This is a genomic window from Armatimonadota bacterium, from assembly GCA_031081675.1.
GTDB classification, from domain to species: domain Bacteria; phylum Sysuimicrobiota; class Sysuimicrobiia; order Sysuimicrobiales; family Kaftiobacteriaceae; genus Calidihabitans; species Calidihabitans tengchongensis.
Map to the genome: position 1 here is coordinate 81,676 of JAVHLZ010000007.1, position 22,065 is coordinate 103,740.

Annotated in this window: 17 protein-coding genes and 1 tRNA gene; all 18 read right to left on the reverse strand. The window is 71.5% G+C overall.

The window, feature by feature from the left end:
• Positions 1–75: 75 nt before the first annotated feature.
• Positions 76–1,362, reverse strand: coding sequence for a hypothetical protein (locus RB150_04245; GenBank protein MDQ7819748.1), 1,287 nt, complete (start codon positions 1,360–1,362; stop codon positions 76–78).
• A 6-nt stretch (positions 1,363–1,368) separates the two neighbouring features.
• The gene (locus RB150_04250; protein MDQ7819749.1) at positions 1,369–3,135 is read right to left on the reverse strand and encodes a BamA/TamA family outer membrane protein; all 1,767 of its coding nucleotides are present in this window, start codon (positions 3,133–3,135) and stop codon (positions 1,369–1,371) included.
• Positions 3,136–3,211: 76 nt separating this feature from the next.
• A complete protein-coding gene (locus tag RB150_04255; protein ID MDQ7819750.1) occupies positions 3,212–3,829 on the reverse strand; it encodes a hypothetical protein in 618 nt (205 codons plus the stop codon).
• A gap of 35 nt (positions 3,830–3,864) precedes the next feature.
• On the reverse strand, positions 3,865–4,512 hold the full coding sequence (locus RB150_04260) for a sigma-70 family RNA polymerase sigma factor (protein MDQ7819751.1): 648 nt from the start codon (positions 4,510–4,512) through the stop codon (positions 3,865–3,867).
• A 164-nt stretch (positions 4,513–4,676) separates the two neighbouring features.
• On the reverse strand, positions 4,677–9,032 hold the full coding sequence (locus RB150_04265) for a translocation/assembly module TamB domain-containing protein (protein ID MDQ7819752.1): 4,356 nt from the start codon (positions 9,030–9,032) through the stop codon (positions 4,677–4,679).
• A gap of 181 nt (positions 9,033–9,213) precedes the next feature.
• Positions 9,214–11,031, reverse strand: a complete 1,818-nt coding sequence (locus RB150_04270; protein MDQ7819753.1) for a SpoIVB peptidase S55 domain-containing protein — start codon at positions 11,029–11,031, stop codon at positions 9,214–9,216.
• Positions 11,032–11,108: 77 nt separating this feature from the next.
• Positions 11,109–11,417 carry an acetyl-CoA carboxylase biotin carboxyl carrier protein subunit gene (locus tag RB150_04275; GenBank protein MDQ7819754.1) on the reverse strand — a complete coding sequence of 103 codons (309 nt, stop codon included), beginning with the start codon at positions 11,415–11,417 and terminating at the stop codon, positions 11,109–11,111.
• Positions 11,414–12,628, reverse strand: a complete 1,215-nt coding sequence (gene wecB, locus RB150_04280; GenBank protein MDQ7819755.1) for a UDP-N-acetylglucosamine 2-epimerase (non-hydrolyzing) — start codon at positions 12,626–12,628, stop codon at positions 11,414–11,416. Before wecB ends, RB150_04275 begins: the two co-directional genes overlap by 4 nt.
• Positions 12,629–12,676: 48 nt before the next feature.
• Positions 12,677–13,801 (reverse strand): MraY family glycosyltransferase, encoded by a 1,125-nt coding sequence (locus RB150_04285; protein ID MDQ7819756.1) that lies wholly within the window; start codon positions 13,799–13,801, stop codon positions 12,677–12,679.
• Between the two features lie 89 nt (positions 13,802–13,890).
• Positions 13,891–14,886 carry a ribose-phosphate pyrophosphokinase gene (locus tag RB150_04290; GenBank protein MDQ7819757.1) on the reverse strand — a complete coding sequence of 332 codons (996 nt, stop codon included), beginning with the start codon at positions 14,884–14,886 and terminating at the stop codon, positions 13,891–13,893.
• Positions 14,861–16,222: a bifunctional UDP-N-acetylglucosamine diphosphorylase/glucosamine-1-phosphate N-acetyltransferase GlmU gene (glmU, locus tag RB150_04295; protein ID MDQ7819758.1), complete on the reverse strand. Its 1,362-nt coding sequence runs from the start codon at positions 16,220–16,222 to the stop codon at positions 14,861–14,863. The genes RB150_04290 and glmU overlap by 26 nt, the downstream gene beginning before the upstream one ends.
• Before the next feature lie 202 nt (positions 16,223–16,424).
• Positions 16,425–16,754 (reverse strand): ethylbenzene dehydrogenase-related protein, encoded by a 330-nt coding sequence (locus RB150_04300; protein MDQ7819759.1) that lies wholly within the window; start codon positions 16,752–16,754, stop codon positions 16,425–16,427.
• A gap of 344 nt (positions 16,755–17,098) precedes the next feature.
• Entirely contained in the window at positions 17,099–17,506 is a 408-nt protein-coding gene (locus RB150_04305; protein MDQ7819760.1) for a pyridoxamine 5'-phosphate oxidase family protein, read from the reverse strand.
• A 322-nt stretch (positions 17,507–17,828) separates the two neighbouring features.
• Positions 17,829–17,903: transfer RNA gene (locus RB150_04310), tRNA-Gln, on the reverse strand.
• Positions 17,904–19,917: 2,014 nt separating this feature from the next.
• Positions 19,918–20,298: a RidA family protein gene (locus tag RB150_04315; protein ID MDQ7819761.1), complete on the reverse strand. Its 381-nt coding sequence runs from the start codon at positions 20,296–20,298 to the stop codon at positions 19,918–19,920.
• 13 nt (positions 20,299–20,311) lie between these two features.
• Positions 20,312–20,650 (reverse strand): hypothetical protein, encoded by a 339-nt coding sequence (locus RB150_04320; protein MDQ7819762.1) that lies wholly within the window; start codon positions 20,648–20,650, stop codon positions 20,312–20,314.
• A complete protein-coding gene (locus RB150_04325) occupies positions 20,650–21,039 on the reverse strand; it encodes a hypothetical protein (protein MDQ7819763.1) in 390 nt (129 codons plus the stop codon). The genes RB150_04320 and RB150_04325 overlap by 1 nt, the downstream gene beginning before the upstream one ends.
• Before the next feature lie 126 nt (positions 21,040–21,165).
• The coding region (gene lipA, locus RB150_04330) for a lipoyl synthase (protein MDQ7819764.1) at positions 21,166–22,065 on the reverse strand (900 nt) is incomplete at its 5' end.

Here is a 22,065-nt window from a genome sequence, read left to right on the forward strand (position 1 = left end):
GAAGGTCCACGGGTGAAGGTGACAATCCCCTTGCGCCATTCCCCTCTTCCTTCTTCCCTCTTCCTTCTTCCCTTTCTAGAAATTACTCACCAGCCTCAGCCAGGCGGTGCCCTGGGTGGTCACCACCGCCTCCCATGCCAGGAACTCGTTGATCCGGTACACGGCGGCTCCCGTGAACACCTGCGCCGGCAGCGTCCACTCTCCCCGCAGGCCCACATCGGAACCGAGGTGCACCGCGGCCCACCCGGTGGTGGCCTGGCCCAGGGGGGCCAGCGTCACTCCCACCGAGACCGCCGGCGACACCTCGTAGCGCACCCCCAGCCCGGCCGCCAGCGCCAGGGGCGTGGGCACCACCTGCAGTTCCAGGAAGACCTCGGTCTGGGGCGTGAGCAGGCGGCCGGCCCGCACCACGACCAGCGGGCCCGGCGCACGGGGTCCGATGTTGAGGTGGGCCTCGGCGCGGGCGCGGTAGAGGCGGGACTCCGCCCGCACGGTCAGGACGGTGGTCTCCGCCGGCTCCATCCGCACCGTGGCCGCCACCTGGTAGCGCGCGGCCGGGGGATAGCCGGCCAGTTCCGCCTCCACCATCTCCTCCAGCGCCTCCCGCCGGACGCGGGCGTACTCGACCGGCACGCCCCGCAGGAATCCCGCCAGGGAGATGACCTGCGGCGCGTGCGGGTCCAGCAGCACCAGGGGGATGGAGGTGGAGCGGAACCGGACGCCGATGTTGCGGATGACGCGCCCGTCCCGGGGCAGGACCGTGAGCAGGATCCGGGTGGCGACGCCGGCCGCGATCTCGACCCGGGCGGTGTAGCCGGGCAGGACCTCCTCGACCGCGTCGCGGGCGGCAGCGACCACGACCGGGGCGGCCCACTCCAGGGCCGACGGCGGCAGTCCAAGCGGGAGCTCGGCGATACGGGCGCGGGAGCGGTCCAGATCCGCCGCCACCAGCCGCTGCACCCGGGGGTCCAGTCCCGGCATCTCCGCCGAGACATCCGCCGGCCCCATCACCGGCTCCCGGGCGCGCAGGCGCACCGCCAGGACGGCCACCGGGCCGGGCTCCACCCGGACCTCCGCCACCTCGTACCCCGTCGCCACCCGCCCCAGGACCGCGCCCGCGGCCTCCGCCAGGCGGGAGTGCTCGGTGGCCACGGAGTCCACCGGCCTCCCCACCAGCAGCCGGCTCCCGACGGCGGCGGCGGTGTCCCGCAGACGCCCCACCACCAGCGGGTGAGGGGCGGGACCGTCGAAGGCGATCTCCACCACCACCTGCTGCACCTGCTCCCGGGCCAGGGCGGGCGGCGGCACCGCCGCCAGCGCCAGCAGGACCACGCCCGCCGCAAGCCGCGCCCGGCCCCCCATGACGCCCTAGAAAGGAGCGCCCAGGGACAGCCAGGTCTGGCGCGTCCCGTCGGGCGCCCACGCCATGTCAATGCGGATGGGGCCCAGGGGGGTGGCGATGGCCACGCCCACCCCGTAGGAGGTCAGAGGGGAGGTGAACTGCAGCGGGGCATTTCCGGCGTCGAAGAACAGGATGCCGCTCACGTCCTGGAAGGCCGGGATCAGGGCGCTGAGGGGAAAGCGGTACTCCACGTTGGCGACGACAAGGCTGTTCTCCCGGCGGAATCCCAGGGGCAGACCCCGCACCGTGCTGGGACCGCCGAACACGAACCGCTCCTGCAGGGGCAGGGTCCCCGTCGCCGCCCCCACGAGGATGCGCCCCACCAGGGTGGACTGGTGGCCCACCGGAAGCAGGTGCTGGTAGTCCACCGTGTACTTGGTAAAGGCGAAGTCGCTGCCCAGGGCTGCCGCCGCCAGTTCGCCGGACGCAAACAACCTGCTGCCCCGGGTCGGCGCCAGGCGGCTGTCGCGCACATCCCGGGTCGCCGACAGCTGCAGGCCCACCACCCGTCCCGGCACGAACCCGCTGGGCGGGGGCGACACGGGACTGCTGGGATCGGCGGGATTCAGGGGGAGCAGGGTGATCTCCGCCAGCTCGCTGCGCAGGCGCAGGGTTCCCGTCGTGGTCCCGTCCAGGAACCGGCTGAGGGCGATGAACGCTCCCTGGCGCTGGAGGCTGTAGCGGGACTGCACGGTGCCCGAGGAGTCGTACTCCTGCTCCACCGACGCCCGGGAGAACAGGCTGAGGTCCAGCGACGCCCCGGGGCCCTCCAGGAACGGCTCGCTGAACGACAGCTCATAGTTCAGCACCTGATCCGAGCCGGTCTGCACCGCCCGCTCCACCCGCAGCGCCACCGACTGGCCGCGGCCCCGCCAGTTCCGGTCCCGGTACTCGATGAATCCCAGCAGGCCCTCCCGGTTGTTGTAGCCCAGGCCGAACGCCGCCTGGGCGGTGCGCGCCTCCCGCACCTCGATGACGATCACGGCGCTGTCGGGGGTCTGACCCGGCTCGGGGCGGGCGCGGACCGACTCGAACAGGCCGCTGTCAAACAGCCGCTGCAGGTCCCGCTGCAGCACGTTCACGTTGAACACCACGCCGGGGGTGGTCTCCCGCACGTATCGCCGGGCGGTGGCCAGCTGCGTCTTGCGCAGGCCGTCAAACCGGACCGCCTCCACCACCCCCTCGGCGACGCGCAGGCGCAGCCGGGCCTGGTCCGGGCTGTCGGCCGGCAGGATGGCCACGTCCGCCACCCGGGCCAGGACATATCCCCGGGATTCGTACAGGCGCTGGACGGCCGCCGTGCCGTCCCGCAGCCGGCGGAGGTTGAGCACCTCCCCGGTGGGGAGGGCCAGCGCCTCGAGGATGTCGCGGGTGGGGATCGAGGCGTTGCCCTCCACGACCACCTCGGCCAGCACCGGGTTCTCGGTCACCAGGAAGACCACCGTGACGCCGTCGGGGGCGGGCTCCAGCCGGGCCATGACGTCGGTGAACCACCCCAGGTCGTTGATGGCCCGCACGTCGGCGCGGACCTTCTCGTCGGACAGCGGCTCACCCACCCGGGTCTCGGTGACGGCGGCCAGGATGTGGTCGATGGGGACCCGCACGGCGCCCCGCACCTCGATCGCCTTCACGGTCTGGGGAGGGCTCGGAGCCTGAGAGAGGGCGGGGGCCGGCTGCACCACCAGGCCGGCCAGCGCCACCCACCACGCGCGTCGGATGAGCGACCTCACCATGCGACCTCCCGCGGAATGGCGCGGACACCTCGTCCGGGCGCGCCCGGATGGCGGGTGTCCGCCAGGGTGTACGGGACTACGGAGTCCCAGGTTCGCGCCGCAGCGTGCGATCCGCCGTCAGGATCAGCTCCACCAGCTCGTCCAGGGACAGAGCCGGCCGGGCGGGCGCCTCCCGGACGGCCGGCGGCTCCGGCGGAGTCTGGGGGGTCGGAGGCGGAGAAGACGGGGGGGACGGACGCGCGGGCGCGGGCGCCGCAGGCGCCGCCGCGGCGGGCGGCGCGCTGCGCCGGGGCCGCGCGGGGGACGACAGCGGAGCCTGCGCCGGCGCGGGAATCTCCGCCGGCGCGGCAAGCACCAGCGACGCCAGCACCGATCCCGAGGTCTCCGGCAGGCGCAGCACCGGCGGCCCGGCGTGGACCTGCGACGATCCGGAGATCTCCGCCTGGCCGATCCACACCACCGCCGCGAGCGCCGCGACGGCCAGCACGGCCAGCGCCAGCGCCGGCCCCCGGGCGGCCCGGCGGGGCGCCAGCCCGGCCACCTCCAGGGCCCGGCGCACCTCGGCGTCGGCCAGCGCCAGCGTCAGAATGCTGCGCGCCGGATTCCCCTCGCTGTAGTACCGGCGGGCCCGTTCCAGCCAGCGCTGGGCGAACCCGATCCGGGCCAGGATCTGTTCATCCGCCGTGACGGCCATGCCGGACCTCCCACGCCCGATCGTCCTGCACCTTCTTAATATCCGGGAACCTTCCCCTCCGTGTGCACGTCCGCGCCCACCAGGGCGCGCACGCGATCCAGCGCCTGCCGGTGCAGGCGGTAAAAGTGAGACAGGCTGATCCGCAGTTCCCGCGCCAGATGGCGGGGATGGCGGGACTCCAGGTAGGTACCCCGCAGGATGGCGCGTTCGCGGGCCGGCAACGCATCCATGGCCCGGCGCAGCTGGTCCAGCACGGCCCCGTCCTCCACGTCGGCCAGCGCCCGGTCGCTGTCCGGATCCGCCAGGCGGGTGGCCAGCGGGAGGTCGTCCAGGCCGTCCTGTTCCAGGGAGTACGCCGCCGGGGCGCCCCTCCTGAGGGCGTTCAGCACGCGGCCGCGGATCCGGTAGGTGGCGAAGGTCGAAAACCGCACGCCGCGGCCGGGGTCGAACCTCTCCACCGCCTCGATGAGCCCGACCGTGCCCTCCTGCAGCATGTCCAGCAGCACGCCGTCGGGGGGGCGCAGCTGCATCACCACCTTGAACACCAGGGGCTGGTAGGCCTCGATCAGGCGCAGGCGGCTGTCCGCGTCCCCGTCGACGCGGAACCGCCGCCACAGCAGCCGCTCCTCGTCGGGGCCGAGAATGTGGACCTTCTGCAGCTCCTCCAGGTACCGGGTCAGCACGGGCTCCGGGCGTCCCGCCGCGCGGGGACGTCCCGCGCTGTGTTCGCACCCGCCGGGACGGACTCCTGCCAGGGGGAGGGAAAAGGGAAAAAGGAAGAGGGAAAAGGGAAAAGGGGAAAAGATGCCGCAAGCCGTCTCCCCTTTTCCCTTTTCCCTTTTCCCTTTTAGAATCTCCGCACCATCCGGAGGAAGAGGTCGTAGCCGCCCTGGTTGTCCACCGAGAAGCTGAGCATCGTGGCCGGGGTCAGCCGGTACTCCAGAGACCACACGTAGCGCTGGGTGACGCCCAGCTCGGAGGTGAGGGTCACGTAGAGGTTGCGGACCACGGCCTTGCCCAGCCGCAGCAGCAGCGGCCGCTCCACCTCGTAGGTGATGGTGAACTCCTCCAGCCCGAAGGCCCGGGCCACGGCCCGCCCCACGCCGCCGAAGACCGCCGCCCCCAGTTCCGCCCGCACCACGGCCTCCACGTCCTGACCCTGCAGCAGCCGCGTCACGCCCACCCGTCCGGCCAGCCCGGCCAGGATCTCCTCCCGGGTCAGGGGCGGGTCGCTGGTCAGGTCCACGGCCAGGTCGTCGGGGGTCCCGGCGATGTGGAGGAACACCCGCACCGTCTCCAGCCGGCGCTCGGTGCCGGTGGCGGTCACCACCTGGGTGACCAGCTGCATGGTGGTCTCCGCCCGGGCGTCGATCTCGGGGACCGTGCCGCGGAACTCGGCAAAGCCCGCCCGGGCCTCGGTCAGCGCGAAGGTCGTGTTGAAGGCGGCGAAGGTCCCCCGCTCGGACTCCACTTCTCCCGACAGGCGCGGAGACGTCCAGGTGCCGGCCGCCCGGACGCCGCCGTGGACCAGCACGCGCAGCCGGCCCACGTTCGCCCACAGATCCTCTCCGGCCCGGACAGCCACATCCAGGGCCGGGTCCATGGCGGCGCGAGCCCGGGGGCGAGACGGCGACGCCTGAGGGACGTACAGGTCTCCACCGCTGAGGGTCACGGTGCCCGAGAGGATCGGTCCGGCCACCGGGCCCGCCAGGGAAAGGTCGGCATCCACCACCGCGTCCAGCAGATCGGGGACCCGCGCGCGGACGCCCCGGAGGGTCGCCTCCGCGGTCACCCTGTCTGGGGTGAACCGGCGGAGCGTCATCGTCCCCGAGCCCGCGACGTCCCCTCCGCCCGCCCGTGCCCGCAGCCGGACCAGGCGCAGCTCGTCTCCGCTGAGGTGCAAGGTGGCTTCCAGATCCTCCAGCGGCAGCTCCACGCCCCGCAGGCGCAGCCGGCCCCCGGTGATGGTCACGGAGCCCGAGACCTGTGGCTGCTGGGCGGTCCCGCTGACGACGACCTCTCCCTGCACCGGCCCGCTCGCCTCCTCGATCCAGGGCGCCAGGCCGAGCAGGAACGAGAGGTCGCCGTCCACCAGCGCGGCCCGCAGGTCCAGGGGCCGGCCGGGGTCCACCCGGCCCGCCGGCAGTTCCACCGGCACCCGGCCCGACACCTTGATCCGGTGCCGATCCTGCTGTGCCAGGCCCTGCTCCACCACCAGGTCGCCGTTGCGGTAGTAGGCCTGGAGGGTGAGCCGCTGGAAGCGGGCTCCGACCACACCTCCGTCGGTGACCGACGCGGAGATCCCTACCACCAGCGCCCCGGGAGGACCGGTCAGCTGCACGGTGGCGTCCAGCGACCCCGACAGCGGCACCGGCAGGCCCAGCAGCGGGCGCAGCAGGTCCAGGTCGATCCCCTGGGCGCTGACCTCCACGTCGGTCTGCCCGGCCAGGTCCACCCGCCCGGCGCCGACCAGGACACCCTGCTCGGGCCGCACCACCAGAGACCGCACCGTGGCCACCCGGTCGGTCAGGACCACGTCGACGATGGCCTCCCGCACCGGGTGGTCGCCCAGCCGCCCGTCGGAGATCCGCACGACCAGGGCCACGTCGGGATCGCTGAGCCGCCCGCTGGCGACGATCTCGCCATCCACCCGGCCGTCCACCGCCGTCCGCGGGACTGCCCGCGCCATGGCCAGCAGCGGCGGCACCCGCATCCCCTCCACCACCGCGTGCAGGTCCACCACCGGATCGGGCGTCAGCAGCACGGCGCCCGTCAGCTCCGTGCGCCCGCCACCCTGGACCAGGACCAGGGGCTGGAGGACCAGCCGGCTCCGCCGGTAGCGCACGGTGCCCTCGGCCTGGTCGAAGGGCTGCCCGTTGAGGACAAGGGTCGTGGACGCCAGTCGCGCGTCCACCACGGGGGCGCGCAGGCTGCCGCCGAGGGTGCCCACCAGGTCGGCGTCGCCCTCCACCCGCAGGGCACCCCCTCGCAGGGCGGCCAGGTCGGCCAGGTGAAAGCCGCGGGCCTCAAAGGAGACCGCCACCTCCCCGCGGCGCGACACGGTCCCCTGCAGCCACACCCGGGAGGCGTTGATCTCCAGGACCGCCTCGTCGATCGTCACGTCCTCGCCGGTCAGGCGCACGGCGGCAACGGCCCGGTCCACCGGCTGGCCGAAGACGACCGCGTCCCGCAGCGACAACGCCCCCTCCACCTGGGGGTCCGCCGGTGTGCCCGAGAGCCGGATCCGTCCCTCCGCCGTGCCGGCCATATCCAGGGGAATCTTGGCAATGTCCAGCAGCCGCTGGACCGACAGCGACCGCGCCTGCACCACCAGGTCCAGCGATGGCGGATGCCATCCCACGGCGCCCGCCACGCGGTACACCCCCTCACCGTCGGACACTGTCAGGCCGGGGGTGCGCAGCCCCGCCCGGTCCGCCAGCACGGGCCCCGTGAGGCTGTCGAAGGGCAGCGGCCCCGCCTGCCCCTGGTAGACGGCGATGTCTCCCCGCAGCTGCGGCGCAGCCGGGGAGCCGGTCAGCTCCCCGCGAAAGTCGGCCGTCCCCGCCACCCAGGGAATTCCCAGGGCGGACGCCACCCGCCGCAGGTTCACGTCGGTGGCCATCAGGGAAACGGCGATCTGGCCGGACGGCGCGACGCCGCCCGCCAGGCGCACCAGCCCCGGGCCGAGGCGCACTTCTGCCCGGTCGAGGTCGAGCTGGCCGCCTGTCGCTCCTCCCACTGCCTCCACGCGGTCCACGGCCAGCGTCCCGACCCGCAGCGAGTCCGCCTCCACCCGCAGGTGGCCCGCCATGTCCGCGCCCTGCCGGGCCAGCAGCAGCCGTCCGGAGGCGAGGCCCGCCAGATCCGGCAGGCGGATGCCCGCAGGGACCCGCAGGGCGTCCAGACGGACGCCCGCGACGTCCACGGCGGTGACCAGGTCTCCCGTCGCCGTCAGGACCCCCCAGCCGCGGACCCGCCCGGCCGGACCGGCGGCTGCCCCGCCGACCGCCAGCACGCCCCCGGCGTAGTGCAGCCGGCCGGCAAACTCCGACACCGTCCACCCGGCCAGTCGCCCCGATGCCTGCGTGATCCAGGCGTCCACCACGGGTCGGTCGAGCGGCCCGAACACGCGCACCTCGCCCGATGCGGTGCCGTCCACCGCGGCTCCGGCCGGCAGCCACCGGCGCAGCGTCCGCAACGGCACAGACCCGGCGCGGGCGGCCAGGTCCACGTACAGCCCTCCGCCGCGGCGGATCTCACCCCGCACCCACACCGGCCGCCCGTCCAGGCTCACCGTCAGGCCCGGGGTGATCACCCGAACCGGGTCCACCTCCACCGGCCCCCGCGCCTGCGACAGGACCGGACCGGCTGCGGTCAGGGCGCCCACATCGTGCAGCTCCAGACGCCCCTGATAGTCCACCGCGGTGGCCTGCCCCCTCCGCCACACGACCACCGACACCTGTCCGTCCACCGTTCCCGCGGTCCAGCGCACGCCGGGGAGGCGGACCAGGTACGGCCCCCAGTGGGCGGCCGACGCCCCCCGCACGCGGATCCGGAGATCGGCCCGCCCGCGGGCAGGCGCCAGGCGCCCGGTGAGGCTCACCAGCGCCGGCGTGCGGCCGTCGGTGTTGACGGCGTCCAGAGCCACTTCCACGCGGGGGAGGTGCCGCAGGGACACGCTGCCCGTCACCCGCTCGAAGCGGGCGACGAAGGGCGTGGGCCTCCCGAAGGCGTCCCGGATGACCACGGTGCCCTCCCCGAACCTCACGGGCGCGGTGAGGGGGCGTCCGCCGGTTCCGGACAGGCGGGACGGGGCCGGCAGGTTCCAGCGGCCGGCGGCGTCGCGGGTCAGGCGGAGCGTGGGGTGGTCCAGTTCCACGGCGGCCAGGCCGGCCGCCGCCCCCCGGCCCAGGATCGCGTCGCGCAGCAGGCGGCCGACCGCAAACCGCAGGACGACCTGGGGTACCTCCAGCAGGGGATCGTCCAGGCCGGCGGGCCCGCCGATGCGCACGCCGGTCAGAACCACACCCCGCACCGGGTCGCCGCCCACCCCGGCCACGGCCACCTCACGGCCCAGCAGGTCCGCGGCCCGAGCCGCCACCAGGCGGCGGGTCGCCTCGGCCAGGGTTCCCGTCAGGACCGCGGCGGCCAGGATGCCCGCCACCAGGACCAGGAGGCCGACGGCGATCAGTGCGGCGCGCATGACGCAGATGGAAAGAGGGAAGAGGGAAGAGGGAAGAGGGAAGAAGGACACGCGCACCCAATCGCCGCGCAGCGGTTCGCCACGTCTATCCCTCGCCCGCGCCCGTGCATTCCCTGGCCGGTCTCCACCTCTCTGCCCGTGTCCCCTCTTCCCCTGTCCTCTTTCCCTGTTCCCGCTCCCTTTACCGCACCAGGACCGGAATCTGCACCTGGCCCTGGATGACCCAGTCGGTGCGGACGATCTCGCCGGCGAAGACGTCGAACTTCACGAACTCCCGCCCCTCGGTGGGCAGTCCGAAGGGGACCAGCTGCATCAGGATGTCGGTGCTCTTGCCGAAGTCCTCAAACAGCTGGATGGCCTCCTCCAGCGTGGTGGCCGGGCTGGGCTCGGGCTCCTTGAGCAGGAACTGGGTCAGCCGCTGTTCCAGCGGGAACTCCACCGGGATCTGCTTGCCGGCACCGGCCACCACCAGAACCGCCGGCCCCCGCGGGTAGTTCCGGGGGATGGCCACCTCCACCACCCGGGAGACCACCTCCGCCTCCTGGTACGGGCGCAGGCGCAGGCGGACCCGGAGCCGGTCGCCGGGGGAGACCTCCCGCTGCTCCACCTGGGCCTCCACCAGGGCGGCGGTCTGCCGCCGGCTGGACAGCCCCACTTCCACCCGCACGTCGGTGGGGTCCACCGCGGCCAGATCGTTGTAGAAGAGGAAGTTCAGCGCGTCGGGCAGGTCCAGCAGGGCCGCCAGCGCCACATCCCGGCTGTTGTAGAAGACGTTTTCCCGGGTCAGGGGACGCGGCAGTCCCCGGGCCCGCACCGTCATCCGCACGGTGGCCGTGCCCCCGCCCAGGACCTGGTCCCGGGCGCGGTCGATGGCGGTGAGGGTCATGGCGGTGGTGAAGACCTTGGCCAGGTCCCGGCGGCGCACCACCTGCATGCCCTTGACCACGCGCTTGCCCGTGTCCCGGTCAAAGACCTCCACCCGCACGGCGAACATGCGGGGCATCTGCCCCAGGATCCCGCGGATGGCGGGCCCCCGGTCCTGGTCAATCTTGCCGATCAGGTCTCCCAGGTTGGCCTCCTTGAACGGGCGTTCCAGCGTCCGGACCACGGTGATCACGTCGGAGGTGGTCAGGGCGTACTCCACCTCCCCCAGCAGCTCCCAGGGGTGGCCGCAGATCAGCAGCTTGTCGCCCACCCGCAGGGTGACGGTGCAGATGCCTCCAAAGGTGATGTCGCCGCGCACCTGCAGGATGCCCACGGAACTGCCGCCGGTGATGGGCGCGGCCACGAAGGAGGTGGGCGCGTCGTCGTACTGACGCAGGGGCTGGGCCGGCCCCAGGACCTGCTGCAGCAGCCGCAGGGCCCGGGGGGACAGCCCCGACACCATGGCGGGGAACGTCGCCGGGATGAATGCCGTGGTGCCGGGCAGCCCGGCGGCGTCGATCCGCTGCGCCTCCGCCAGGGTCTGGGCGATCACGACCCGCGAGATGGTCTGCGCCCCGACGCGCACCGGCGGGTCGGCCGCAAACACCCGGGGCCAGGGGGCTTCCGCGCGCGCCGAGCCGCCCGTGGGCAGGTCCAGGACCGGCAGCATCTCCTCGATGGGGGTGGCCAGGGCCAGATCGCGCTTGTCGGGCTGGAAGAGATAGCCGGCCGACAGCGCCCCGATCAGCCGGCCGTTGATGTACAGGGGACTGCCGCTCATGCCCGCGGCAGTGCCCCCCGACCGGTCGATCACCGGCCCGCTGGTCCGGAACAGGATCAGGTGGCGAACCGGGATGATGCCGCCTCCACCCCGCAGGATGCCGATGACCTCGATGGAAAACTCCTCGATTTTCTGTCCCTGGATGACCGTCCGGCCGATCCCGCGCATGCCGGGCTTGACCTCCGCCAGCGGCATGATGGGCGGGATGCCCGGCGGCGCCGCCCGCGTGGCCAGCGCAGGCGCCAGGACCACTGCCGCCACCACCATCAGGACCACACCCTGCCTCACCCGCATGCCTCCCTCCCGCACCGCCGGCCCGCGCCGGCGGACTCCCGCATGCTCATTCGCCTTCTGTCCGTGGCCTCCCACCCTCAGCGAGGCTCCAGACGCACCACCACCTGGCCGCGCTCGATGCGCTGGCCGGGTTCCACCAGGACGTCCCGCACGATCCCGTCCTGGGGGGCCCGGGCGGCCACCGCCACCGTGCCGGTCAGCGGCGTGCGCACGTACACGAGGGGCTGGCCGTCCTCCACCCGATCCCCCACCGCCACCAGCCGGTCGGCCAGAACCGTCCCCGCCAGGGTGGCGCGCACGTCCACCAGCGCGGGGGATGCGGCGCCGACGGCCACAGCCACCGCGACGGCTATCCCCCCCAGACCGGCCGCGCGCGCTCCCCTCATCGGATGCTCCCCTCCCCCATAAACTCCTCCGGGGGCCGGGACCGCTTCCCCCCATAGTACCGCAGGGCCTGCACGATGCGTTCCGCCGCCCGCCCGTCTCCGAAGGGGTTGCGGGCGGTGGCCATGGCCTGATAGGCGGCGGCATCCATCAGCAGCCGGGAGGCCTCCTCCACAATCCGGGTGCGGTCGGTGCCCACCAGCCGCAGGACCCCCGCCTCGATTCCCTCCGGGCGCTCGGTCACCCGGCGCAGGACCAGCGTCGGCCGCCCCAGGGCTGTGGCCTCTTCCTGGATGCCCCCCGAATCGGTGAGGATCAGGTAGGCGCGGCGCATGAGCATGACCCAGGGACCGTAGTCGGGCGGCTCGATGAGGTGGGCTCGCGGTTGGCCCGCCAGAATCTCGTGGACCATGCGGCGCACGGCGGGGTTGGGGTGGACCGAGAAGACCAGGACCGTGTCTGCAAACCGATCCAGCACGTCCCGCAGGGCCAGGTAGATCTCCCGCAGGGGCTCGCCCCAGTTCTCCCGGCGGTGGGTGGTCACCAGCAGCAGACGCCTCCCCTCCAGGGGCGGCAGGCCCGGGGGGAGGGCGAGGTCGGTGCGCGCGGCCACCTGCTGCAGGGCGTCGATCACCGTATTGCCGGTGACGAAGATGGACCGGGGCGGCACCCCTTCGGCCAGGAGGTTGTCCCGGGCGCGGGGGGTCGGGGCGAAGTGCAGGTCGGCCAGGACCGTGGTCATGCGCCGGTTCATCTCTTCGGGAAAGGGCTGGTACTTGTCGTGGGTCCGCAGGCCGGCCTCCACGTGGCCGACGGGGATGCGGTGGTAGTAGGCGGCCAGGGCCGCGACGAAGGTGGTGTGGGCATCCCCCTGCACCAGGACCAGCGCCGGCCGCACCTCCCGCAGCACCCGGTCCAGGCCCGGCAGGGCCCGGGTGACGATGTCCACCAGAGACTGTTCGGGCAGCATGATGTCCAGGTCGTAATCGGGCACGATGCCGAACAGGCGCGTCACCTGGTCCAGCATCTCCCGGTGCTGCCCGGTGACCACCACCACGGGCTCGAAGTCGTCCGCGTCCCGCAATCGCTGCACGACCGGGGCCATCTTGACCGCTTCGGGGCGCGTGCCGAAGACCACCATGACCCGCGCCCGCTCGCCGCCACCCAGCCGGGCGGGGGCCACCTGGGGCCGGGGAACGGTCGCCACCGTCATGGCGGGGACGGCATCACCGGAGGGACACCGCCGCAGACCGCTCGGTCATCAGTGGACGTCGGCGGGGCCGGACAGTCCCGGCGCCGGCCGCTGCACCCGCAGCAGGCGCCACCGCCAGGCCAGAACCACCAGCAGCGCCGCGATGGCCGCCAGCATCGCCAGGGACCGCCCGCGGCCGACCCCGGCGAGGGCGAGCCCGCCCAGCCCGCACACCGCCGACAGCAGCCACAGGACCAGGACCACCTGGCGCTGGCTGAGGCCGCGGTCCAGCAGCCGGTGGTGGAGGTGCTCCCGATCGGGCAGGAAGATGGACACGCCGCGGCGGGCGCGGCGGACGATGGCGTAGCCGGTGTCGAGGATGGGCAGGGCGAGGGCCAGCACGGGGACCATCATGCTCAGCACGGTGGCGGTCTTGGCCAGGCCCAGGACGGCGGACACCCCCAGCAGATAGCCCAGCAGCATGGAGCCCGAGTCGCCCAGGAAGATCCGCGCCGGATTGAAGTTGTGCCGTAAAAAGCCCACCGACGCTCCCACCACCGACGCGGCCAGCGTCATGGTGACCCCGTCGGCGCGGTGGGCGGCGGCACTGAGCAGCGTGGCTCCGGTGATGGCGGCCACCCCCGGGGCCAGGCCATCCACCCCGTCGATGGAGTTCACGGCGATGGCCATCGAGCCCAGCCAGAAGACGGTGAAGACCGCTCCCGCCCACCCCAGGGGTACAACCTGCCCGCCCAGGGGGTGGGTCACAAACGGTGTGGTCACCCCGAACCACACCGGGACGCTCGCGGCGAGGTAGATCAGGGGAAACTTCACCCGCCCGGGTAGCGCGCGCAGGTCGTCCACCGCCCCCAGCAGGGTCACCGCCACCGCTCCCAGGAGCACCCCCACCAGGGGCGCGGGCACCGCCCGGTACGGGACGGCCAGGACCAGGTAGCGGGACTCGCGCACCAGGGCCACCGGCTGGTCCACCGGCAGGGTCACGGCCAGCGCGGCCAGGATGCCCCCGCACACCGCCAGCCCGCCCAGCCGCGGCACGGGCCGGGTGTGGATGTGCCGGCCGCCGGGGGGCGCGACTGCGCCCAGGCGCTGCGCCAGCCACCGCATCTCGTAGGCGATGGCGTAGGTCACGACCAGCGCGATGGCGCCGGCGATGAGGTATGGGGGAATGCTCATACCCGTATTGTAGACCAGCGCGTGGACGTGCGAAAACAGGGACGCGCACGACCCCGGTGCCCGGCGGTGTGCCCGCGTCCGCGCTGCCGTCAGTCGAAGAGCTGGCTGACCGAGCGATCCTCGTGAATGCGGCGAATGGCCTCGGCCAGCAGGGAGGCCACCGACAGAACCGTGAGGGTACCGGGGCGGCGGTCGGCCGGCACGGGGATGGTGTTGGTGACCACCAGCTCCTGGATCGGGCTGTGGGCCAGCCGGTCCACCGCCGGGCCGGACAGCAGGGCGTGGGTGGCGCAGGCATACACCGCGCTCACGCCCCGGCGCACCAGCGCCCGGGCCCCCATCACCAGCGTGCCCGCGGTATCCACGATGTCGTCCACCAGGATCGCGGTGCGCCGGTGGACCTTGCCGATCACGTGCACCACGTCCGTGACCTGGTTGGGGCGGTCCCGGCGCTTGTCGATGATGGCCAGGGGGGCCCCCAGCCGGCGGGCGAACTCCCGCGCCCGGGGCACGCCGCCCACGTCGGGAGAGACGATCACCGGGTTGGCCAACTGCTTGCGGGCGATGTAGTCGGCCAGGATGGGGCGGGCGGGCAGGTGGTCCAGGGGGATGTCGAAAAAGCCCCAGATCTGCCCGGCGTGCAGGTCCACGGTCAGGATGCGGTGGCATCCGGCCGCCACCAGGAGGTTGGCCACCAGCTTGGCGGAGATCGGCTCCCGGGGCCGGGTCTTGCGGTCCTGCCGGGCGTACCCGAAATAGGGGATGACGGCGGTGATCCGGTCCGCCGACGCCCGCCGCAGGGCATCCACGATCACCAGCAGCTCCATCAGGTTCTCGTTGACCGGCGGGCCCGTGGGCTGGATGACGAAGGCATCCTCGCCCCGCACGCTCTCGTCAATGCGCACCCCGACCTCGCCGTCGGCAAACCGGAAGACGGTCATCTCCGCCAGGGGGACGTCCAGCAGGGCGGCGATCTCCCGGGCGAGGGCCGGATTGCCCCCGCCGGCGAACAGCTTCAGCGGCCGCCGTCCGCCCGCCCGGGACGCCGCGGACGCGGCCTCAGCGCTCAGGATCTGCTGCGACATGGCGGATCACGCGCGCGGGCACCCCCACCGCCACCGCCCCCGCGGGCACGTCCTTGGTCACCACCGATCCGGCGCCGGTGACCGCCCCCCGGCCGACGCGCACGGGAGCCACCAGCATGGTGTCGCTGCCGATGAACGCCTCGTCCTCGATGACCGTGTGGTGCTTGCGTCGGCCGTCGTAGTTGCAGGTGATGGTCCCGGCGCCGATGTTCACCCGGGCGCCGACGGTGGCGTCTCCCAGGTAGCACATGTGGTGGACCTTGGTGTGGTCGCCCACCGTGGCGTTCTTCAGCTCGGCGAAGTTGCCGATCTCCACCCCGCGCCCCACGCGGGTGCCGGGCCGCAGCCGGCTGTAGGGACCGATGGAGGACCCCTCGCCCACCTCGCTGCCCTCCACCGTGGAGGCCACCACCCGCACCCCGTCGCCCAGGACGGTATCCACCAGGCGCGCCCCCGGACCGATGACGCACCCGCGGCCCACCACCGTCGCCCCCTCCAGGAACGAGTGGGGGTGGATCACCGTGTCGGGGCCCACCGTCACGCCGGCGTGGACGTAGGTGGTGACGGGATCGACGACGGTGACCCCGGCATCCATCAGGCTCTCCAGGATCCGGCGGCGCATCAGCGCCTCCGCCGCCGCCAGGTCCCGCCGGGAGTTGACCCCCACCACCTCGTCGGCGGACGTCTTCAGGGCTTCCACCGGATGGCCGCGGGAGAGCATCCAGCCCACGGCGTCGGTGAGGTAATACTCGCCCTGGGCGTTATCGGGCGACAGGGAGGCCAGGGCGTCGGCCAGCGGTCCGGGCTCGAAGACGTAGGTGCCGGCGTTGATCTCGCGGATCTGCCGCTCCTCGGGGGAGCAGTCGGCCTCCTCCACGATGCGGCGCACGCGTCCGGCCGCATCCCGCACCACCCGCCCGTAGCCGGTGGGGTCGGGCATCTCGGCGGTCAGCAGCGTGGCGGCCGCGCGGGTGCGGCGGTGCAGGTCCACCAGCGCCTGCAAGGTCCGGGCGGTGAGCAGTGGCGTGTCCCCGTACAGCACGAGGACCGGCCGCCCGTCCTGGGGCAGGTGCGGCAGCGCCACCAGGACGGCGTGGCCGGTGCCGCGGGGTTCCGGCTGTTCCACGTAGCGCGCCCCGGATCCCAGCGCGGCGCGCACCTGGTCGGCCCCCTGGCCCACCACCACCACGGGGTCGGCGATGCCGGCGTCCTGCAGGCTGGTGACCACGTGCCAGATCAGCGGGCGACCGCATACCGGGTGCAGGACCTTGGGACGGTCGGAACGCATCCGCGTCCCCTGCCCCGCGGCCAGCACCACCGCGTGCACCGGTTCCATCAGGCCCCTCCCAGGCTGTGGGGGTATTCCGTGGGGCACAGACCGACTCCTGCGTCGGCACTGTCCGAGGTGCGTGAGCGCTATGCCCCGCAGGTGCACGAGTACCCGGACGCACGAATACCCGGAAGGGTGCCGCGTCCACAGCCGGGTAGTGGCGGGGGGCCGCGCGAACGCGGCCCCCGGCTCTGGTCGGCAGGACGGGCTACCGCTGGAAGATCAGCCGCGCAACCCCCATCTGGAAGGCGTGCCGGACCTGCGCATTATCGAAGACCGCGACGCCGAAGGAGTACGGCTTGGACAGGTCTGAGAATTGCACGTCGTACGTGCTTCCTGTGGTCAGTGTGCGTCCCCACTCCAGCGTCCGTTGTCCGTTGCGAAAGACGCCCCTGCCCCGGACGTCCCCGCGGTCGCCCTGGAACCCCGAGACAACGATGCCGGGAACCTCGTCGCCGGCCTTGCACTTCGTGTCGTCGAAGGGGACCTTCTCCGCGTCCAGGATCCAATACGGCGGAGCGGGCTTGTTCCCCGGCAGGGCGAAGGCAGGGGGCTGCCGTCAGCGGTCTTGTTGTCCGTGTACCCCCCACCCGTCTTGGGATCGGAGTGCCTGCCCGCTTCGGGAGCCTTGTCCTTGTCGTAACGGGCGCTGTCCACGTAGCGCGTCGACGGCGCCGTCGATCTCCGGCAGCGGCGACCCTCATCGCGGCGAGCTCAAGCTGCTGAGCCGCGGTGCGGGCGGACGGCGATCCACAACGAGCCGACGATCAGGCTGACGGTAGCAACGGCCGCGAGGACCCCCGCGACCCTCGGGGCTCTCCCACTTTCTGTGGAGACCCGCAGCGGGAAGGGCCTGCCACGGCCGCGTGCGTCGCGCCCCGGTCAGTCCAGACCCCAGGCGGCCACCCGGGCTGGCACCAGCTCTGCGATGACCGACTCCCCCTCTTCCAGGGCGCTGTCGGTGGGGTACTGGGGGTACTTCTGGTACAGCAGGCGGCGGATCCGGCGAAAGCGCGGGCCGCGTTCGATCAGCTGGACCCGCCCGGTCACCATCACCCCCGCCAGCCGTGACCAGTCCTCGACGTACACGTCCACCACCGCCGCCGCCCGCGGGCGGGCCCGGAGGTTGTGTACCTTCTGGGCGGTCCTGTCCGAGGCGAAATAGAGGCGGTCTTGATGCAGGACGTGACAGACGGGCACCACGTGGGGCGTCCCGTCAGCGCCCACGGTGGCCAGGCGGCATACCCGCTCCCGCTCCAGTATCCTGCGCACGGCGGCCCGCAGACGCATGCGGATCCCTCCTCGTCGCTCCAGGGCTGGCGGACCTGCACCGCGGCGGCGTGACGCGCGGGCCACGTAGCGGGCGGCGCGACGGAGCAGAAGAGGACGGCACGCGGGCAGGATACACCCGATCTCCTCCGTCGTCTCCCCTCTCTCCGCGGCGGCCTGCGGGACGTGCGGGGAGCCGGTGGCGACCGGGAAGATCAGGACCTCTGCAGACACCCCCGTCCGCCGCACTGGCCGCGGGAAGACCAGACCGATCGCCCACGGTCGCTTCTCCCGCACGCTGCTGTCGGGGAAGGCCCGGCGCCTGACGGCCGGCCGCGGCGGGTGGCTGCGGGGCCAGGACTCGAACCTGGATTCCCAGCTCCAAAGGCTGGTGGCTTTCCCGTTAGCCGACCCCGCAGTTCGCAGAACCGGACCGCCTGCTCGGCCGGTGAAATAATTCTAACACAGGTGTCATGACCGCGCCCTGTTCGCGCTCTGGCAGAGCGGTCAGGGGCTACCAGCCCGCTCACATCCACAGCAAACCCTAGCGTGCGATCAACCCGGGGAGGTGGTCGAACAACCGGTGGTAACGCATCAACACCTGGGCAGCCAGATCGGCAGATGCTATGTTGGTCCCCGAACTCACTCGACGCCTACCCGGAAGCCGGCACTCCGCGAGCCAATCAGGCTCCTCTAAAATGAACTTTTCCACGCACCCTCTGCGAATCTGAAGCGCGTCCTCAGCAATCCGTACGCAATGGCGCAGATTGCGTTTCCACCACGGAAGCTCAGGATCGGCGTATACGATACCTCTCTGAACGAGGAAAAGAGTACCCGCGCACCAATCGCTAAGAACGGGAGGACGCCCCAGGACATTGACGAGCCGGGTTGATGAAGCCCGAAACATTGACTTGACGGAATAGCCGCCAGGATCTCCTTCAAAGATCAGGTCAATTCCGGCAGAAGTCAGCCCTCGGTGACGCACTCCCACTCCACAAGCCCGAAGAGACACCCCGACAATGTGCTCTATTACTCCGCCAACAACAAAACGATTCTCTCGGATCGCAGTGTCATATTTGTCCAGGATCTCTTCTACAGCACGCTCCAATTCAACCCTGAGTTCCGGATCACCTCGCAACCTATCACGGAACAACCTGAAGCCCTCGCGCTCACGCTCGTAAGCCATGACACTTCTTCATAAGCCATGACATTTCTTCAGCACTGGGATACTACTGGTTCGTGACCACCAATTTCATCTGGGCAGGAACCCCGGAACCGTGACGAGTTTTGGATGCCCTTCTCGTCCGCGGTGAGGCCCCCAGGGGCGCATTGAGACTCACCTTGGCGAATTCAGCCACAAGCTGCATGGGACGAACTGACAACGGCTCGCTAAGCCGCGCATACGCATAGTGGACGTACTCCGATATCGTATCGTATCCCACCACATGACGGCCAAGCCAGAGAGCAACTTTCGAAGTCTGACCCGACCCAAGGAAGGGATCTAACACAATGTCTCCCACGTGTGAAAAGAGCTGTATCAATCGCCAGGGAATCTCCTCAGGAAACGGGCACGGATGTCGTAGAGTGCCAGGGGGAACCGGGGCGATGTGCCACACGTTGTTGGCAATGTCCTTTACGAAGAGATCGCCAACCTCGACTCGCGAGGCCTCGCGCTGGGCCTTTGAACCTAAACGGTAAAGTGGATCTCCCGGCTTGCGAAAAGTGAGGATATATTCGGTCATGATGTTAGGGTGGTAGTACCCTGGGTACGGCTTCTGGATGAAGACCCCTGCCCGCTTCACTCCAGCGGTCGTCTTGTGCCAGATAATATCCTGGTGAAACTTCCAGCCATCAGACACCAAACGACTCGTCACATCGAAAGGGACAGGATAATGCACGCCCCTGTGCAGGACTGTACCTACCACCAGCGCGAGGTATCCGCCTGGGCGGGTTACTCGCCTCACCTCCCTAAAGACGGCCGTTAACCAGGCGAGGTACGAGTCGTACTCGTCGAATCCACTCTTGTAGGATCTCGTTCTATAGAACTGTGTCGGATCTTGCGAGTGTCGATCGTAGTCTATGGCGTTCCAGTACGGAGGTGAAGTAACTGTCAACGTTACTTCATTGTCTTGCAATTCGGGCATCGACTCACTTGAGCCAACGTACAATCGGGCCGTGCAACGAACGCCCCTACGTTCTCGCTCAAGGAACAATGGCGAACGCATCCTCACAGCTCCGACTCGAGATGTATTCTTGGTTCACTACTTTTTTCTGCGCACGAGCCCAAACTCCTGTTCGGGTACGGCCCCGCGCAGGCGGACCGCTGTCTATGCTCCCGGTGGGCAAGGCGGGGCCACGGACGGCCCCGTAGGGGGGAGCATTACCTGACCCGGGTTTCATCCTCCCTGGCTCCATATGCCCGGTCCTGCTGCCTACGCCAGGGCGATCACCTCGATTTCCACCAGGGCGTCGCGGGGCAGCCGGGCCACCTGCACCGTGGTGCGGGCCGGCGGCAGTTCTTTGAAGTAGCTGCCGTACTCCTCGTTCATGGGCCCGAAGTCGTTCATGTCCTTGAGGAAGACGGTGCACTTGACCACCTTGTCCAGCGACGATCCGGCCGCCGCCAGCACCGCCGCAATGTTGTCGAGCACGCGGCGGGTCTGGGTCTTGACGTCCTGGCCCACCACCTGTCCGGTGAGAGGGTCCAGGGCGATCTGCCCGGACAGGAACACGAATCCGTTGGCGCGGATGGCCTGGGAGTAGGGCCCGATGGCCCGCGGAGCCGACTCGGTGGAGATGACGTCCCTCTGCACGCGCGCTCCCTCCTCAATGACAGCGATCACCATCACTCGATGTTCGCCGGCGCCCACGCCGCGGTCCTGCGGGAGGGACCGCTCCCGGCCGGCCCTGACCGCGCGGCCGCTGGCGGACGGGGACGAAGTCGATCAGGGTCCCGTCGCAGTCGGGGAAGTGCGCGCAGCTCCACAGGCCCGCCACGACGGGATCTCCCGGCAGCGGCACCCACACCGCGTCACCCAGGGCAAACCGGCGGCCGCAGTGGATGCACTCCACCACCGTCGCCGGATCGCGGAACCCGTCCTCGGCGAAGAGGTCGCCGGGCAGATGGTCGCACCCGGGCGGCCGGCCGTCCCGCAACCGACGCATCAGCGACCGCCCCCCTTCGGGTGGGGCACAGCCGCCGCGGCGGCTTCCCCCACCTCCCGCGCCACCGCCTGCGACACCTCCTCCCGCAGGGCGTCCATCCGCCGCCGGTCCGTCTCCCCCAGCACCCCGATCCGCCGGCCCAGGTGGGCGCAACACTCCAGTTCGCCCAACGCCACGGCGGCCTGGCTCGCCAGCCAGCCGGCCGCCACCCCCCGGTCCCGCGCCCGCAGGCAGGCGGCGAGGGTGATCGCCGCCGCCCGCATCCGCTGGGCCAGGGTGGGGTCACTGTGCATGAATTTCCAGGTGATCCGGTACACCAGGTGCGCCAGGTCGTCGGCCCGCTCCGCGCACGCAGGGCCCCCGGCCTCCACCGCCGCACTGCCGCTCATCGTCCACGCTCCCCGCCTCCCGCCTGTGCGGACCCAGTATCGCCGGCGGCGGGTGTCCTGTCCGCAGGTCGGCGCCAACTGGAGCTCACGGACCGGCGGCTGGCGTCGGCAGGGGGGCCGGCGGCGTCAGGTGGCGGCGTACCCGATGCGGGCCCGCAGGGCGCGGACGGCGCGGGCCTGCTCGTCGGCGTGATAGGAGGACCGCACCAGGGGCCCCGACTCCACATAGCGGAAGCCCATGGCGAGCCCGATCCGCTTGAGCTCGGCGAACTCCTGCGGGGTGTAGTAGCGGTCGATGGGGTGGTAGTCCGGACCCGGCCGGAGGTACTGGCCGAGGGTGAGGATGTCGCAGTCCACCGCCCGCAGGTCCGCCATGGTCTGGAGCAGCTCGTCCCAGGTCTCCCCCATCCCCAGGATGATGCCGCTCTTGGTGAAGGCGGTGTAGCCCCACTCCTTCGCCCGACGCAGCAGCTCCAGCGACCGGGCGTAGCTGCCGCCGTGCCGGACCACCCGGAAGACCCGGGGGACGGTCTCGATGTTGTGTCCCAGGATCTCCGGCCCGGCATCCAGGACCGTCTGCAGGGCGCGGGGGTCTCCCTTGAAGTCGGGGATCAGCACCTCCACGGTGCACTCGGGCAGGTACTGGTGGATGCGGCGGATGGTGGCGGCGAAGATGGCGGCGCCGCCGTCGGCCAGGTCGTCGCGGTTCACCGAGGTGATCACCGCGTGGCGCAGGCCCATGGCCGCCACCGCCCGCGCCACCCGCTCGGGCTCCTGCCAGTCCAGTTCGGTGGGCAGGCCGTGGGCGATGGCGCAGTAGGCGCAGTTGCGGGTGCACAGGTTGCCCAGGACCAGGAAGGTGGCGGTGCGCCGCTCCCAGCAGTCGCCGATGTTCGGACAGCGGGCCTCCTCGCAGACCGTGTGCAGCGCCTGGGTGCGCATGATCTGCACGAGATCGCGGTAGTTGGGCCCGCCCGGCAACCGGGCCTTCAGCCACTCCGGACGCTGCGAGGTCTGACCGGTGAC